The organism is Phytopseudomonas daroniae (assembly GCF_004327275.1).
GTDB classification, from domain to species: domain Bacteria; phylum Pseudomonadota; class Gammaproteobacteria; order Pseudomonadales; family Pseudomonadaceae; genus Aquipseudomonas; species Aquipseudomonas daroniae.
The window spans coordinates 52,971-67,838 of sequence record NZ_QJUJ01000007.1 but is presented as its reverse complement, the minus strand read 5'-3'; the positions used below and the strand labels follow the sequence as shown (position 1 = coordinate 67,838).

The window sequence follows — 14,868 nt, the reverse complement described above, 5'->3', positions numbered from 1 at the left end:
GATGCTGTTCTCATCCACCATTGCGACTTCGGAGCGGTGGACGGATCGGTTCACCCTTGGTTCTGCACGGCGCCACTGCGATAAGGCCGCGCGCGTGTAGGAGCCCCGCCCCGGGGCGAATGGTGCGGGGGGCCGATATTGCGGTGAGGCCGCCATGATTCGCGCCGGGGCGACGCTCCTACAAGTGGGCCCTCTGACTCCGAACGGCCCTGGCAGGTCTGGGGTCAAGACGGTATCTACGATAGGCCGCAGTCTGCGGCCGAGCATGGCGATACCCAGGTATTCGCCAGCCCAGGCATTTTCGCTCGCCCCAAGGCCATCTCATAAAATTCCATAAACGCATAACAACAAAATTGTTAATTCAGAAAAGCTGATAATTAGCTTAGAACCAAAAAGACTTTTACAGCGTAAAGCTATAAGAATACGGTCTCACCCAGGCCACCTCATCACCCTGGGGCGCTCAGAAATCAAACAGGCATTGCCTGCCATCTGCGCCAGTGATGAGAGACCCATGACGCATTCCGCCGATACCCTCGCGTTCCCTTCCCATCGCCAATTCCCGGAGCGCGACGAAGCCCGCTTCGCCCGGTTGCTCGACGAAATCACCGCGACCCTGGCCGCCAGTGCCGCGCGCTTCGATCGCAGCGGTGAATTTCCCGCCGAGAACTTCGCGCTGTTGCAGCGCCATGGCCTGCTGGGATTGACGGTACCGAAAACACTGGGCGGCGGCGGGGCCGATCTGCCTACGGCGCGTCGGGTAATCAGTGCGGTGGCCAAGGGCGAGCCGTCCACGGCACTGATTCTGGTAATGCAGTACCTGCAGCACTTTCGCCTGCAGCAGAACCTGAACTGGCCAGAGCATCTACGTCGCCAGGTCGGTATCGATGCCGTGCAGAACGGCGCCCTGATCAACGCCTTTCGCGTCGAGCCCGAACTCGGCACTCCGGCACGTGGCGGCCTGCCGGCGACCATCGCCAGGCGCACGCCCGAAGGCTGGCGCCTGAGCGGCCGCAAGATCTACTCCACCGGCAGCTACGGCCTGACCTGGTACCTGGTGTGGGCACGCAGTGACGATGCCGATCCGCTGGTCGGCGGTTATCTGGTGCACCGCGATACTCCGGGTATTCGTATCGTCGAGGACTGGGATCACCTGGGCATGCGCGCCACCTGCAGCCATGAGGTGCAGTTCGACGACGTACTGATTCCCCTCGACCACGCCGTCAGCGTCAGCCCGTGGAGTGCGCCGAAAGCGGAACTGGATGGCGAAGGCATGCTGTGGATGTCGGTGCTGCTGCCGGCGATCTACGATGGCGTGGCCCAGGCAGCACGCGATTGGCTGGTGGGTTTCCTCGAGCAGCGCACGCCGTCCAATCTCGGCGCGCCGCTATCCAGCCTGCAACGCTTTCAGGAAATCGTCGGGCGCATCGACACCCTGCTGTTCGCCAACCGCACCCTGCTCGACTCGGCCGCCGCTGGCCAGGTCGATGCGCAGCATGCCGGGCAGATCAAGCAACTGGTGAGCAGCAACGCCATCCGCGCCGTGGAGCTCGCCATCGAGGCCTCCGGCAACCCCGGGCTATCACGCAAGAATCCGCTGGAGCGGCATTTCCGCGACGTGCTGTGCAGCCGCATCCACACCCCGCAGGACGACGTCGCGCTGAGCGCCGTCGGCCGTGCCGCCTTTGTCCAGGCCAGGGAGGCCGCACTATGAGCGACCTGATTGCCAGTCAACTCGACGCCGAAGCCAATGCCTATCTGCGCGAGCGCCTGCCGGATCTGCGTATCGTCGAGATTCCGTTCGGCCCGGAAGGGCTCAGCCAGATTCCCGTTGACGCCAGCACCCTGATCGTGCGTCCCATCAACGTGCGCGGCGTGAATCTCAAGGAGCCGCTGGCCGGCTGGCCCTGGTCGTTGCAATGGGTGCAGCTGGCCTCCTCCGGCATCGATTTCTACCCGAACTGGCTGTTCGATGTTCCTCGGGTCAGCAGCGCCAAGGGCGCCAACGCCAACCATGTTGCCGAGTTCGCCCTGGCGGCGATCTTCAGTGCGGCCAAACAGCTGCCGGATATCTGGGTGAAGGATGACGACTGGCACTTCACCTACCTGCAGCCGGTCAAGGGCGCCACTCTGGGCATTCTCGGCCTCGGTTCCATCGGCCAGAGCCTTGCCGGCAAGGCCCTGGCACTGGGCATGCGCGTGGTGGCGCTGGGTCGGCCCGGTCACGCTATAGCCGATATTCCCGGCGTCGAGGAAGCCCGCGATATCCATCATCTGTTTGCCGAGTCCGACCACCTGGTCGTGGTCGCTCCGCTGACAGCCGACACCCGCCATCTGCTCGACCGCGACGTACTGGGTAGCGCCAAGCCTGGCCTGCACCTGATCAACCTGGCCCGTGGTGGCCTGCTCGATCAGAACGCGCTGCTGGAGGCGCTGGACAATGGAGCCATCGGCCGCGCCACCCTGGACGTGACCGATCCGGAACCGCTACCCAAGGGACATTCGTTGTATCAGCACCCGCGGGTACGCATCTCGCCCCACACCAGCGCGCTGTCCACCGACGGCAAGCGCAAGTTCGTCGACGATTTCGTCGCCAATTTCCAGCGTTTCCAGGCTGACACGCCCCTGGAAAACCTCGTCGATATCCAACGTGGTTACTGAACAGATAGCCCAACCAGGCCAGGAGATTCCCATGAGTTCGCTCGCTACCCTGCACACCACAGCCTCCGTCCAACAGCGCGTCAGCCCCGAAGAATGGGAAGTGCGCGTAAAACTGGCCGCTGCCTACCAGTTGGCTGCGCTGTTTCGCTGGACGGATCATATCTACACGCACTTTTCCGCCCGCGTGCCGGGGCCGGACGAACACTTCCTGATCAACGCCTTTGGCCTGCTGTTCGACGAAATCACCGCGTCGAATCTGGTGAAAGTCGACGTCGATGGCACCATCATCGACGACCCGTTGAACCTGGGCATCAACCAGGCGGGCTATGTCATCCATAGCGCCATCCATCGTGCCCGCCCGGATCTCAAGGCCGTACTTCACACCCACACCCGTGATGGCGCGGCGGTTTCCGCCCAGCGCGGAGGCCTGTTGCCGCTGTCCCAGCACGCTCTGGGGTTCTATAGCCGGGTGAAATACCACGAATACGAAGGTGTGGCGCTGGATCTGGACGAACAGGAACGCCTGGTCGCCGACCTCGGCGACAGCAACATCTTCATCCTGCGCAATCACGGCCTGCTCACTGGCGGTGTCAGCGTCGAGCACGCCTTCCGCGAGCTGCATGGTCTGGAGCGCGCCTGCAACATCCAGATCGCCGCCCAGGCCGGTGGCAATGCCGATCTGCTGCATGCGCCGCAAGCCGCCATCGAGAAGGTGCGCGAGCAATCGGCACGTTTCGCCGACGGCCATGGCCCGGGCATCCAGCGCCACTGGGATGCCCTGATTCGCCAGTTGGAACGCGCCGCGGGCCAAGGCTACAAGCACTGACCGCATCGCCAAGCCGCCCAGGGAATCGCCATGACACACGCCACGACCTCATCCATCACTACCAGCCAGCCAGCACGGCAGCTACCCAAAAAGAAGTGGACGACGCCGGACTTCATTCTGCGTCTGCTCAGCCCGCTGGCCATTCTGCTGATCTGGGAAATCGCCTCCCGCGCCGGGCTGATCCCAAGCCGAGTGATCGCCGCACCGAGCGAGATCAGCGGCACGCTCTGGGAGTTGACGCGCAGCGGTGAGCTGCTGCGTCATCTGCTGGTATCGCTGCAGCGTGCGGTGACCGGCCTCGGTATCGGCGTCGTCATTGGCGTGGTCGCGGCGCTGATCACCGGCCTGTCCAAGCGCGGCGAGGTCATCCTCGATTCGCCCATGCAGATGCTGCGTACCATTCCGTCCCTGGCGCTGGTACCGCTGTTCATCCTCTGGTTCGGCATCGGCGAGTTCACCAAGGTGGCGCTGATCGTCATGGGCACCACCTTTCCGATCTACCTCAACCTGTTCGCCGGCATCCGCAACATCGACCCGAAACTGGTTGAGGCCGCCAACACCCTAGGGCTGAACCGCCGCGAACTGATCTGGCACGTGATCCTGCCGGGCGCCCTGCCCTCGTTCTTCGTCGGCCTGCGTTATTCGCTGGGCATTTCCTGGCTGGCCCTGGTCTTCGTCGAACAGATCAACACCACCGCCGGTATCGGCTACCTGGCCAGCGACGCCCGTGACTTCATGCGCACCGACGTGATCGTCATCTGCCTGCTGATCTACAGCCTGCTGGGTCTGCTGATCGACGGCCTGATCCGTACCCTGGAACGCCTGGCCCTGGCCTGGCGCCCTTCGTTCATAAGGACCTGAAGCATGAATGCGCACAGCAAGATCGACTACCCGCCGGCCGTCAGCCTGCGCGGCGTGGTGCGCCAGTTCGGCGACAACCGGGTGATCGATGAACTGAATCTGGATATCGCCCCCGGCGAATTCGTCGCCCTGCTCGGTGCCAGCGGCTCGGGCAAGACCACCCTGCTGCGCTCCCTGGCCGGCCTCGACCCCATCGACGGCGGCGAGTTGCTCGCTCCACAAGCCCGCGCCGCGGTATTTCAGGAGCCACGGCTGATGCCCTGGAAACGCGCCTGGAAGAACGTCACCCTCGGTCTGCGCGTGAGCAACCCCAAGGAACGTGCCATCCAGGCACTCACCGAAGTAGGCCTGGCTCATCGCCTGGAAGCCTTTCCCGCCACGCTGTCCGGCGGCGAATCCCAGCGCGTGGCCCTGGCCCGCAGCCTGGTGCGCGAGCCCAAGCTGCTATTGCTCGACGAGCCCTTCGCGGCCCTCGACGCGCTAACCCGTATCCGCATGCACCGTCTGATCATCGATCTGTGGAAGAAGCACACGCCAGCGGTGTTGCTGGTCACCCATGACGTCGACGAAGCCATCCTGCTCGCCGACCGCATCATCGTGCTACAGGACGGTCGCATTGCCGAAGAGCTGCGTGTCGACCTGGGCCGTCCGCGCGACAACGGCCAGGTCGGCTTCAACGCCATCCGTACCCGCCTGCTCGAACTGCTCGGCGTGGAGAAGGACGATCCGGACAGCATCGGCCGCGACCACAACCCCTTTCTCGCGTCGGGCTACCCGCTCAGCGCCATCGCCATTTGAAGCAGGAAGCCCTGTCATGAAATCACGCCTCTCGCTTCTCGTTCACCGCCTGGCAGCGCGCTTTGCCTACAAGAGCAGCGCCGCCATGCTCGTCGGCTGGCCAGGTCTACCGCCGGCAGCGCAGATCATCGACGCCTGCACGGATATGCGCAGCGCCGACTGATTTCTAACTGGGCAGCTCCCAGACAGATCCAGCAAAGATTCGAGCGATCCACCACCGCCTATCGCTCTCCCCACCGCGACGAGCAACGCGCCTGCCATGCAGGGCGCGTCAGGAGTCGTGCGCCCTGCGCACAGTCGGTGGAATCCGTTTCAGGGCTGCGCAACGCGACCGGCCACGCCGTCGCCAAAGCGCCGCCCCCACTTTTTCAGATAGGGATATGGCACCATGGAAAAACCCGCTTCGACCGCACGGTTGCGCCACCTCGGCAATGCACCGGCCCGCGCCGGCCTGACCTTCTCGGCGCTGTCGCTGGCCTGCCTGCTGGCCCCGACCGTACAGGCGCAGAGCACTGAAACGCGCCTGGAGACCGTACAGGTCATTTCCACCGGCTTGCGCGGCACCCAGCGCACGGTTGCCGACAGCCCGGCACCGATCGACGTCATCAACAGCGATCAACTGCTCAAGACCGGGCGTGCCGAGCTGTCCGAAGCCATTTCCAAACTGTTGCCGTCGTTCAACTTCGGCACCAACGTCGCCGGCTACAACTCGGTCAACCGCCCGCTCAGCAACCGCAGCCTGGCACCGGTCTACACCCTGGTGCTGGTCAACGGCAAACGCCGCCACAACGGCGCCACCGCCGCCCGCGGTTCGATCGACAACAGCGGCGCGAATGCCGTGGACATCGACCTGATCCCGATCAGCGCGGTCTCCCATATCGAAGTCCTCAAGGATAGCGCCGCGGCGCAATACGGCTCGGATGCCGTGGCCGGCGTGGTCAATATCATCCTCAAGTCCGACTCCTCCGGCGGCCATGTGGAGAGCAGCTACGGCAAGCTCTACTCGGGCCAGGGCGAGACCATCAAATTCGCCGGCAACCAGGGTTTCGCGCTGGGCGACGGCGGCTTCTTCCATGCCTCGGCGGATGCCCGCAAACGCGGTACCGCGCAATGGAACGACAAGGCCGACCGCAGCATCCGCGCCTATGCCGACGACGCCCGGGAGGCCGCCTGGGATCGCGTCGCCATCAAGAACGGCGACCCGGACATCGCCGCCTTCAATCTCGCCTACAACGCCGAACTGCCGCTCAGCGACGACGTCAAACTCTACTCCTACGCCACCTACGGCGAACGCGACGCCGAAGCCTACAACTACTACCGCTTCCCCAACGGCAGCGCCTCGGTGCCGGAGGTGTTTCCCGACGGTTACTACCCGGTCAACAACATCAAGGACACCGACTACCAGGCACTGGTCGGTGGCAAAGGCGTGCTCGCCGGCTGGGACTGGGATCTGTCCACCACCTACGGACGCAACAACAGCCACCACTCCAGCGACCTCAACATCAACCCGTCGCTGGGTACCGACTCGCCGACCAAATTCGATGACCTGGCGACCTTCCGCTTCGAGCAGTGGGTGAACAATGCCGACATCACCCGCAACTACGAAAACCTCTTCAACCTCAACGTGCCGACCCAGGTTTCCCTCGGCCTGGAACATCGCTGGGAGCGCTACAGCACCTTCGCCGGAGACGAAGCGGCCTACGCCACCGGCAGCTACAACGCTGCTTCCGGTGCACAAGCCGCGGTTACCATTCGCCCGGAGAACGAGGTCGACCTGATCCGCAACAACGTGGCCGGCTACATCGACCTCGGCTTCGACCCCAGCGACCGCTGGTACATCGGCGCTGCCGCCCGGGTCGAGCATTACGATGACGACTCCGGCAACACCTTCGGTTTCAAGCTCAACTCGCGCTATGAACTGACCGACACCCTGGCCGTGCGCGGCACCGTCGGCAGTGGTTTCCGTGCGCCCTCGCTGACGCAGATCGCCTACAACGTCTACGACAACCGCGTAACCACCGACATCAATGGCAACGTGGTGCCCGCCGTCACCTACCTCACGCCCTCGGGCAGCGCCTTGGCCAAAGCCCTGGGCGGCGACGACCTGAAGCCGGAGAAATCGCGCAACCTGGGGCTCGGCCTGGCCTGGAAACCGGCGCCGCGCACCAACGTCACCATCGATGCCTACCTGATCGACATCGACGACCGGATTTCCCTGACCTCCAACATCTACGACCAGGGCAACGGCATCATCGACGACATCCTCGTCGGCGCCGGTCAGGCAGCCGGCAGCTACGTCAACTTCTACACCAACGCCTTCGACACCCGCACCCGCGGCCTGGATATCGTCGCCGATCACACCACGCCGTTCGACGCCTGGGGCAACGTGCGCTGGAGCGCGGCGTTCAACTACAACAAGACCACCATCGAAGACGTGAAGAGTTCGCCGCAGTTGCTGGCCGATGCCGGCATCCCGCTGGTCGGGCGGGATCGCGAAGGCGACCTGACCGTGGCCTCGCCGCGCACCAAGTGGATCCTCGGCGCCAACTGGACGCTCGCGAACCTCGCCGTGAACCTGCAGACCACCCGCTACGGCTCGGTGCAGACCCTGGCCGTCAACAGCGCTGGTGACCGTAGCTTCGACGCCAAATGGATCACCGATCTGGACATCGGCTACACCTTCTTCGACCGCCTGACGGTCAGCCTCGGCGGCACCAACATCTTCAACGTGCGCCCGGACAAGAACGCCATCTACAACGCCAATGGCCTGGCCCGCTACGGCAGCCCGCCGTTCAGCCCTGCCGGCGGCTTCTGGTACAGCAAACTCGCCTACGACTTTTAACCGGCCGGCGGCAGCGCCCAACCGCTGCCGCCGCTCGAGGTACCGACCATGAATTCGAACCACCGCCAGACCCCGATCAAACCGAGGACGACGAGATGAAAAAAACGCGCCTTGCCACTCGCCTGCTGGCCTCCTGCGCCCTGGCCCTCAGCCTCGCCGGCTGCTCGCCCTCGGCTGAAAACACCGACGCCAGCAAAACGCTGAACATTGTCTTCTTCGGCGATAACACCACCCTGGTCAGCGTCGATCCCTTCCAGGTCTACTGGCTGGAGCACCGCGTACTGCTACGCAACGTCGTCGAGTCACTCACCGACCAGGATCCCGACAGCGGCGAGATCATTCCCTGGCTGGCAAAAAGCTGGGAAGTCAGCGACGACGCCCTGAACTACACCTTCCACCTGCGCGAGGACGTCACCTTCAGCAACGGCGAGCGCTTCGATGCCCGTGCGGTGAAGACCGCCTTCGACAGCAACAAGGCCTTCGCCGGCGAACTGCCCGCGACCTTCGGCGCTACCTACCTGGCCGGCTATGACCACGCCGAAGTGGTCGATGACTTCACCATCAGGCTGGTGCTGTCACGCCCCAACGCCGGCTTCCTGCAGGCCACCTCCACCACCAACCTGGCAATCCTCGCGCCCGAGTCCTACACGCTCAGCGCTCAGGAGCGTTCGCTCGGCAGGATCATCGGCAGCGGCCCCTTCGTGCTCGATCACTACACACCGGAAGTCGGCGCGAAACTGGTCAAACGCCCGGGCTACGCCTGGCCATCGGCGAATGTCACGAACCAGGGCGACGCCCATCTGGATGCAGTGGAAATCAGCTACATCCCGGAAGAAAGCGTACGCAACGGCCTGTTCCTGCAAGGCCAGGCGGACATTCTCTGGCCGCGCAACCCGTTCTCGGAAGTGGATCTGAAGCTGTTGCAGTCCAGGGGCGCGACCATCCAGAGCCGCGCTCTGCCGGGGCCGGCGTTGAACCTTTATCCCAATACTCGCGGTGAACGCGTGCTGGGCGACAAGCGCATCCGCCTGGCACTGCAGAAGGCCATCGATCGCAAGACCTACGCCAGCACCGTGTACAACGCCGAGTTCCCGGTGGTGAAAGGCATCTACGATGTCACCACACCGTACTTCAAGGATCAGAGCAGCAAGCTGGCATATGACCCTGCGGGCGCCGAACGCCTGCTCGACGAGGCCGGCTGGAACAAGGGCGCCGATGGCTACCGGCAGAAGGACGGCAAGCGCCTGAGCCTGAGCTATAACATCCAGGGCGCGGAAACCGCCGGCGACGTGCTGGTGCAGGATCAACTGCGCAAGATCGGCATCGAACTCAAGCTCGCCGTGGTCACCCGCGCCGAGTGGGTCACCGCCAATGCCCAGGGCAACTACGATCTGACCTCCAGCTACATGACCCGCGCCGATCCGATCATCCTGCAGACCATCCTCGATCCGCGTACCGCCAACAGTTCGACCCTGGCCACCAACCTGTACGAGCCACAGACGCTGGAAACCGCCCAGGCCCTGTTCGATGCCGGCATCACCGCCACCGAGTCCGCGCAGCGCGCCCAGGCCTATGGCGACCTGCAAGATCTGCTGGTCGACGAAGGCTCGGCCTTGCCGATCTACGAACGTGTCTGGCAGGCCGCTACTTCGGCCCGGGTGAAGAACTTCCAGTGGACGGCCGAAGGCTTCGCCCTGCTCAACGATATCGAGATCAGTGAACCATGAGCCGCTACCTGATCGGCCGGGTCGGCCAGGCACTGCTGGTACTCTGGGGTGCCTACAGCATCACCTACTTCATCCTCTACCTGCTGCCGGGCGACACCCTGTCGATCATGCTCAGTGCCTCGGGCCTGGAGGTCGATGCGCTGTCCGCGCAAGACCTGGCCAAGGCCAAGGCCTACTATGGCCTGGACAAGGGCATCTTCGAGCAGTATTTCAGCCTGCTCTGGGGTGCCATCCAGGGCGACTTCGGCCAGTCACTGTCGCTCAACCGACCGGTCAGCGAGCTGTTGCTGCAGCGCCTGCCGCAGACCCTGTCCCTGGCCGGCCTGGCCATCGTGCTGTCGATGATCGGCGGCATCGGCCTGGCCTACCTGACCGCCTATACCCAATGGCGGCCATTGAAAGTGGTGCTGGCCCGGCTGCCATCGCTGGGGTTCTCGATACCGGTGTTCTGGATGGGCCTGCTGCTGATCCAGGTGTTCGCCTTCAGCCTCGGCTGGTTTCCGGCCACCGGCAACCGTGGCTTCGACAGCCTGATCCTGCCGGCAGTGACACTGGCGATCCCCAGCGCGGCGGTCTACGCCCAGGTACTGCAACGAGGCTTCCAGGGCGTGTGGCAGGAGCCCTATATCGCCACCGCTTATGCCAAGGGCCTGAGCCGCGCCCAGGTACAGGCGCGTCATGCGTTCAAGAACGCGGCCCTGCCGATCCTCACCCTGATCGGCCTGCAGGTGGGCAATACGGTATCCGGGGCGGTGCTGGTGGAAACCATCTTCGCCCGCAACGGCGTCGGCCGCCTCGCTCAGGAAGCGGTGCTGCGCCAGGACATTCCCGTGGTACTGGCGATCGTTGCGGTATCGGCCGCCGCCTTCGTGCTGGTCAACCTGATCGTCGATCTGCTCTACCCCTACCTCGACCCGCGAATCACTCACACGCCAAAGGTGTCGTAGATCATGGCCACCGATACCCCCCTTCTGCCAGCCGAAAAGCCTCTGGGGCACTCATCCGCCGCGGCTCCTCTGCCCTGGCGCCGACGCAGCCGCCTGCAACGGGCCAGCGCAGCGCTACGCCCATTGCTGCGCCGCCCGGGCTTCAGCCTGGCAGTGTTGATCGTGCTGTTCGCTCTGGCGTCAGCGCTGGTACCGCAATTGCTGACCAGCTTCGACCCCTATGCCACCTCACCGACGGACAAGCTCACCGCGCCCAACCTGATCCACTGGTTCGGCACCGACGAGCTCGGCCGCGACCTCTATACCCGCGTGGTCTACGGCTCCAGCCTGTCGGTACAGGCCGCTCTGCTGGCGGTGGGCATCGCCCTGATCGGCGGACTCGGCCTCGGCGTGCTGTCCGGCTTCGCAGGCGGACGTATCGATGCGCTGATCATGCGTTTCATCGACGTGCTGCTAGCTCTTCCTGGCCTGCTGCTGGCGCTGGCCATCGTCACCGCCATCGGTTTCGGCACCATTCCGGTGGCCATTGCCGTAGGCGTCGGCATCATTCCCGGCTTCGCCCGCACCACCCGCGCCGAAGTGCTGCGGGTCAAGACCCTGCCCTATGTCGAGGCCGCACGCCTGGGCGGCGCCAGCTGGGGCCGCACCCTGCTGCGGCATATCCTGCCCAACGCCTGGGGGCCGGTGGCGGTGCTCGCCACCCTGGATTTCGGCGCCGCCATCCTGGCCACCGCCGGCCTGTCCTTCCTCGGTTTCGGCGCGGCGCCGCCTGCCGCGGAATGGGGCACGCTGATCGCCAATGGCCGCCACTTCCTGATCACCGCACCCTGGGTGTCGCTGCTGCCCGGGCTTTTTGTCGTCGCGGTGGTGTTCAGCCTCAACCATATCGCCCGCACCTTCGAGGAGAATCAGCGATGAGCAACCCTCTGATCGACGTCCGTAACCTGGGCGTCAGCTACCGCTCCGCCGGGCAGACCACCGAGGCGGTGAAGAACCTGTCGTTCTCCGTGGCCCAGGGTGAAACGGTGGCCATCGTCGGTGAGTCCGGCTCGGGCAAATCGACCCTGGCCAACGCCATACTCGGCCTACTGCCCGAGAGCGCGGCGATCACCCATGGCGAACTGCACGTCGATGGCGTCGACCTGAGCCACGCCAGCGAACGGCAGAAGCGCGGCCTGCGTGGCCGCACCATCGGCCTGGTGCCCCAGGATCCGATGGTCAGCCTCAACCCGACCCTGCGCATTGGCAGACAAATCGCCGAAGCGCTGATTCTCGCTCATGGCCGTCGCTATCCGGGCGTGGACGCCGACGTGGTCGAGCTGCTGGAACAGGTCGGCATCGACAAGCCGGTACTGCGCGCCCGCCAGTACCCTCACGAGCTCTCCGGTGGCATGCGCCAGCGCGTACTGATCGCCATAGCCCTGGCCGGCAACCCGCGACTGATCATCGCCGACGAGCCGACCAGCGCCCTCGACGTCACCGTGCAACGCAAGATCCTCGACCACTTGCAACGCCTGGTCGCCGAGCGCGGTATTTCCCTGCTGATCATCACCCACGATCTGGGCGTGGCCACGGATCGCGCTGATCGCATCCTGGTGATGAAACAGGGCGAATTGGTCGAGCAAGGCCCGCCAAAGCAGATACTCGATACGCCACAGCACGACTACACCCGCGCCTTGATCGCCGCAGCACCGGCATTCGCCAATCGTCGCAAGGCGCGCCCGGCATCAGCGAACAGCACGGCTGTCGAACCGATACTGCGCCTGCAAAACGTCGGCAAGACCTTCGCCCTGCCGCGGGTCAAGGGCGAAGACAACAGCTTCGTCGCCCTTGAAGATCTGAGCCTCGCCGTCTACCCCGGCCAGACCCTGGCCATCGTCGGCGAATCCGGATCGGGCAAGAGCACCGCCTTGCGCATCGCCCTTGGCCTGGAGAAGCCCAGCAAAGGCCGCGTGCTGTTCGAACAGCAGGACATCACCGACCTCAGCTGGCGCGCCTTCCGCCCATTGCGCCAGCGCATGCAACTGGTGCAGCAGAACCCCTTCGCCGCCCTCGACCCACGCTTCACCCTCTTCGACAGCATCGTCGAGCCGCTGGTGTCTTTCGGCCTGCTCAAGGGGCCAGCACTGGAGCAGGCCGCGCGCGAGCTGATCGCCCGCGTGCACCTGCCGGTCAGTTACCTGGATCGCCTGCCCCGTGAGCTCTCCGGCGGTCAACGCCAGCGCGTCGCCATCGCCCGCGCCCTGGCGCTGAAACCCGACCTGCTGCTGCTCGACGAACCGGTCTCGGCACTGGACGTCTCGGTGCAGGCGCAGATCCTCGACCTGCTCCTTGATCTGCAGCGCGAGCTGGGAATCGCCTACGTACTGGTCTCCCACGACCTGTCCGTGGTGGCCAACGTCGCCGATCAGGTGCTGGTGCTGCGCCACGGCCAGGTCATCGAACAGGGATCGGTGGAGCAGGTATTCGAAAACCCCACCAGCGCTTACACCCGGGAACTGATCGCCGCCATTCCGGGCCGTCAACCAATCGCCCGCGTGGCGTAAGTTCAAGCTAGAAGCGAGGCAACCCGTAGGATGGGTGAAACCCATCAATCGCCGATGGATTTCACCTGCGCGGCCCGATCCGTCCACTGCTCTGCGATCGCAATGGTGGATGAAAAGAGCGTCAGCTACGCTCCCCGATCCACCCTACGGCCGCTATCGCCTTGAAATGCTTGTGGCGCTGGAGCGCTAACGTGGGTTGCGGGGAATTTCCAGGCCCAGGCTCTCGCGCAACGTGCTGCCTTCGTACTCACGGCGATAAACCCCGCGTTCCTGCAGAATCGGCACGACCTGTTCGGTGAAGCGGCGAAATTGCTCCGGGTGGCCGATGTAGATATTGAAGCCATCCAGCGCCTGGGCCTCGAACCAGCGAATCATTTCGTTGGCCACGGTTTCGGCAGAGCCGACGAAGCCGTTTGGCCTGAGTGTCAGGCCGTTGGCGACCGCCTGGCGTAGCGTCCAGCCCTTGCTGACGGCCATGTCGGTAGCGGCCTTGGCGGCGGTGTAGAAGCTGCTGCGGGCGTATTCCAGAGCCTGCACCGGGAACGGTGCATCGAGGTCGTACTGGCGGAAGTCATGCCAGCCGAAGGAGCGACCGAACTCGGCCAGGGCCTGGTCGAAACTATGGTCGACGTCGTGGTAATGCCGCTCGATCTCGCGGGCCTGCTCGTCGGTATCGCCGATGTAGATCTGCGCGCCCGGCAGGATGATGATCTCGTCGGGATTTCGCCCCTGGCGCTGCGCCCGTTCCTTGATGTCGCGATAGAACGCCTGGCCCTTCTCCACACTCGGCGCGTGGGTGAACACCACATCGGCGATGCTCGCGCCCAGGTCGCGACCTTGTCGGGAATCGCCGGCCTGGAAGATCACCGGTTGGCCCTGGGGCGAACGCTGGATGTTCAGCGGGCCCACCACCGAGAAATGCTCGCCCTTGTGGTGCAGCGCATGCAGTTTGCTGCGGTCGAGGAACTGACCGGTTTCGCGGTTGCGTGGCAGGGCATCGTCCTCGTAGGACTGCCACAGCTTCTGCACCACCTGTACATGCTCCAGGGCACGACCATAGCGGGTGTCGTAATCGTAATGCTCGTCGCGTCCATAATTGCCGGCGGTACCGGCATCGCCACTGGTGACCACGTTCCAGCCGGCGCGACCCTTGCTGATCAAGTCCAGCGAGGCCAATCGGCGGGCGACGTTGAATGGCTCGTTGTAGGAGGTGGTCAGGGTGCCGACCAAACCGATATGCCGAGTGCTCACCGCCAGTGCCGAGAGCAGCGTGAGCGGTTCCAGCCGGTTGAGGTAATGGGGCGGCGAATCCGCGGTGATGAACTGGCTGTCGACGATGAAGATCAGGTCGAACAGCGCAGACTCGGCCTGCCGGGCCAGGTCGATGAACCAGTCGATGTTCACGCTGGCGTCCGCGGGAATCGCCGGATCGTGCCAGAGATTATGTCGCCCCGGCCCACCGACGCCCATGGGCACCGCACCAAGCTTTATCTGTCGTTTGCTACTCATATAGCCCATCCCAAAAGCCCTTTCACAGCCCTCATTAAATACTTATTACTGATATTTAAAAACATATTAGATAAGTAAATTACATAATTAGCTTAGAACCAGAAAGACTTTCACAGCAATTCCTTAGAGGGATAAGGTCAACCCCAGACCGACC

The 14,868-nt window shown here is 64.1% G+C and carries 12 protein-coding genes; 11 read left to right on the top strand and 1 reads right to left on the bottom strand.

Annotation, left to right across the window (positions count from 1 at the left end):
- Positions 1-511: 511 nt before the first annotated feature.
- From DNK10_RS16780 to DNK10_RS16735, 11 genes are all read left to right on the top strand, one after another.
- The gene (locus DNK10_RS16780; protein WP_131192343.1) at positions 512-1,711 is read left to right on the top strand and encodes an acyl-CoA dehydrogenase family protein; all 1,200 of its coding nucleotides are present in this window, start codon (positions 512-514) and stop codon (positions 1,709-1,711) included.
- Positions 1,708-2,658, top strand: a complete 951-nt coding sequence (locus tag DNK10_RS16775; RefSeq protein ID WP_131192342.1) for a D-isomer specific 2-hydroxyacid dehydrogenase family protein — start codon at positions 1,708-1,710, stop codon at positions 2,656-2,658. The genes DNK10_RS16780 and DNK10_RS16775 overlap by 4 nt, the downstream gene beginning before the upstream one ends.
- Before the next feature lie 31 nt (positions 2,659-2,689).
- On the top strand, positions 2,690-3,484 hold the full coding sequence (locus DNK10_RS16770; protein WP_131192341.1) for a class II aldolase/adducin family protein: 795 nt from the start codon (positions 2,690-2,692) through the stop codon (positions 3,482-3,484).
- Positions 3,485-3,514: 30 nt separating this feature from the next.
- Positions 3,515-4,345, top strand: a complete 831-nt coding sequence (locus DNK10_RS16765) for an ABC transporter permease (protein ID WP_131192340.1) — start codon at positions 3,515-3,517, stop codon at positions 4,343-4,345.
- Positions 4,346-4,348: 3 nt separating this feature from the next.
- Positions 4,349-5,143, top strand: a complete 795-nt coding sequence (locus DNK10_RS16760) for an ABC transporter ATP-binding protein (RefSeq protein WP_131192339.1) — start codon at positions 4,349-4,351, stop codon at positions 5,141-5,143.
- A 16-nt stretch (positions 5,144-5,159) separates the two neighbouring features.
- Positions 5,160-5,306 carry a hypothetical protein gene (locus tag DNK10_RS25905; RefSeq protein ID WP_165496002.1) on the top strand — a complete coding sequence of 49 codons (147 nt, stop codon included), beginning with the start codon at positions 5,160-5,162 and terminating at the stop codon, positions 5,304-5,306.
- 225 nt (positions 5,307-5,531) lie between these two features.
- On the top strand, positions 5,532-7,985 hold the full coding sequence (locus tag DNK10_RS16755) for a TonB-dependent receptor plug domain-containing protein (protein WP_131192338.1): 2,454 nt from the start codon (positions 5,532-5,534) through the stop codon (positions 7,983-7,985).
- Between the two features lie 95 nt (positions 7,986-8,080).
- A complete protein-coding gene (locus tag DNK10_RS16750) occupies positions 8,081-9,712 on the top strand; it encodes an ABC transporter substrate-binding protein (protein WP_131192337.1) in 1,632 nt (543 codons plus the stop codon).
- A complete protein-coding gene (locus DNK10_RS16745) occupies positions 9,709-10,659 on the top strand; it encodes an ABC transporter permease (RefSeq protein WP_131192336.1) in 951 nt (316 codons plus the stop codon). Before DNK10_RS16750 ends, DNK10_RS16745 begins: the two co-directional genes overlap by 4 nt.
- A 3-nt stretch (positions 10,660-10,662) precedes the next feature.
- Positions 10,663-11,577 (top strand): ABC transporter permease, encoded by a 915-nt coding sequence (locus DNK10_RS16740; protein ID WP_131192335.1) that lies wholly within the window; start codon positions 10,663-10,665, stop codon positions 11,575-11,577.
- Positions 11,574-13,205: a dipeptide ABC transporter ATP-binding protein gene (locus DNK10_RS16735; RefSeq protein ID WP_131192334.1), complete on the top strand. Its 1,632-nt coding sequence runs from the start codon at positions 11,574-11,576 to the stop codon at positions 13,203-13,205. The genes DNK10_RS16740 and DNK10_RS16735 overlap by 4 nt, the downstream gene beginning before the upstream one ends.
- Before the next feature lie 186 nt (positions 13,206-13,391).
- On the opposite strand, the gene DNK10_RS16730 is transcribed toward DNK10_RS16735, so the two are convergent.
- On the bottom strand, positions 13,392-14,714 hold the full coding sequence (locus DNK10_RS16730; RefSeq protein WP_131192333.1) for an LLM class flavin-dependent oxidoreductase: 1,323 nt from the start codon (positions 14,712-14,714) through the stop codon (positions 13,392-13,394).
- Positions 14,715-14,868: the final 154 nt, after the last annotated feature.

What these genes read in the sequence shown, in the direction of transcription:
- DNK10_RS16780 (WP_131192343.1), top strand. Translation starts at nt 512, where the DNA reads ATGACGCATTCCGCCGATACCCTCGCGTTCCCTTCCCATCGCCAATTC.
- DNK10_RS16775 (WP_131192342.1), top strand. Translation starts at nt 1,708, where the DNA reads ATGAGCGACCTGATTGCCAGTCAACTCGACGCCGAAGCCAATGCCTAT.
- DNK10_RS16770 (WP_131192341.1), top strand. Translation starts at nt 2,690, where the DNA reads ATGAGTTCGCTCGCTACCCTGCACACCACAGCCTCCGTCCAACAGCGC.
- DNK10_RS16765 (WP_131192340.1), top strand. Translation starts at nt 3,515, where the DNA reads ATGACACACGCCACGACCTCATCCATCACTACCAGCCAGCCAGCACGG.
- DNK10_RS16760 (WP_131192339.1), top strand. Translation starts at nt 4,349, where the DNA reads ATGAATGCGCACAGCAAGATCGACTACCCGCCGGCCGTCAGCCTGCGC.
- DNK10_RS25905 (WP_165496002.1), top strand. Translation starts at nt 5,160, where the DNA reads ATGAAATCACGCCTCTCGCTTCTCGTTCACCGCCTGGCAGCGCGCTTT.
- DNK10_RS16755 (WP_131192338.1), top strand. Translation starts at nt 5,532, where the DNA reads ATGGAAAAACCCGCTTCGACCGCACGGTTGCGCCACCTCGGCAATGCA.
- DNK10_RS16750 (WP_131192337.1), top strand. Translation starts at nt 8,081, where the DNA reads ATGAAAAAAACGCGCCTTGCCACTCGCCTGCTGGCCTCCTGCGCCCTG.
- DNK10_RS16745 (WP_131192336.1), top strand. Translation starts at nt 9,709, where the DNA reads ATGAGCCGCTACCTGATCGGCCGGGTCGGCCAGGCACTGCTGGTACTC.
- DNK10_RS16740 (WP_131192335.1), top strand. Translation starts at nt 10,663, where the DNA reads ATGGCCACCGATACCCCCCTTCTGCCAGCCGAAAAGCCTCTGGGGCAC.
- DNK10_RS16735 (WP_131192334.1), top strand. Translation starts at nt 11,574, where the DNA reads ATGAGCAACCCTCTGATCGACGTCCGTAACCTGGGCGTCAGCTACCGC.
- DNK10_RS16730 (WP_131192333.1), bottom strand. Translation starts at nt 14,714, where the DNA reads ATGAGTAGCAAACGACAGATAAAGCTTGGTGCGGTGCCCATGGGCGTC.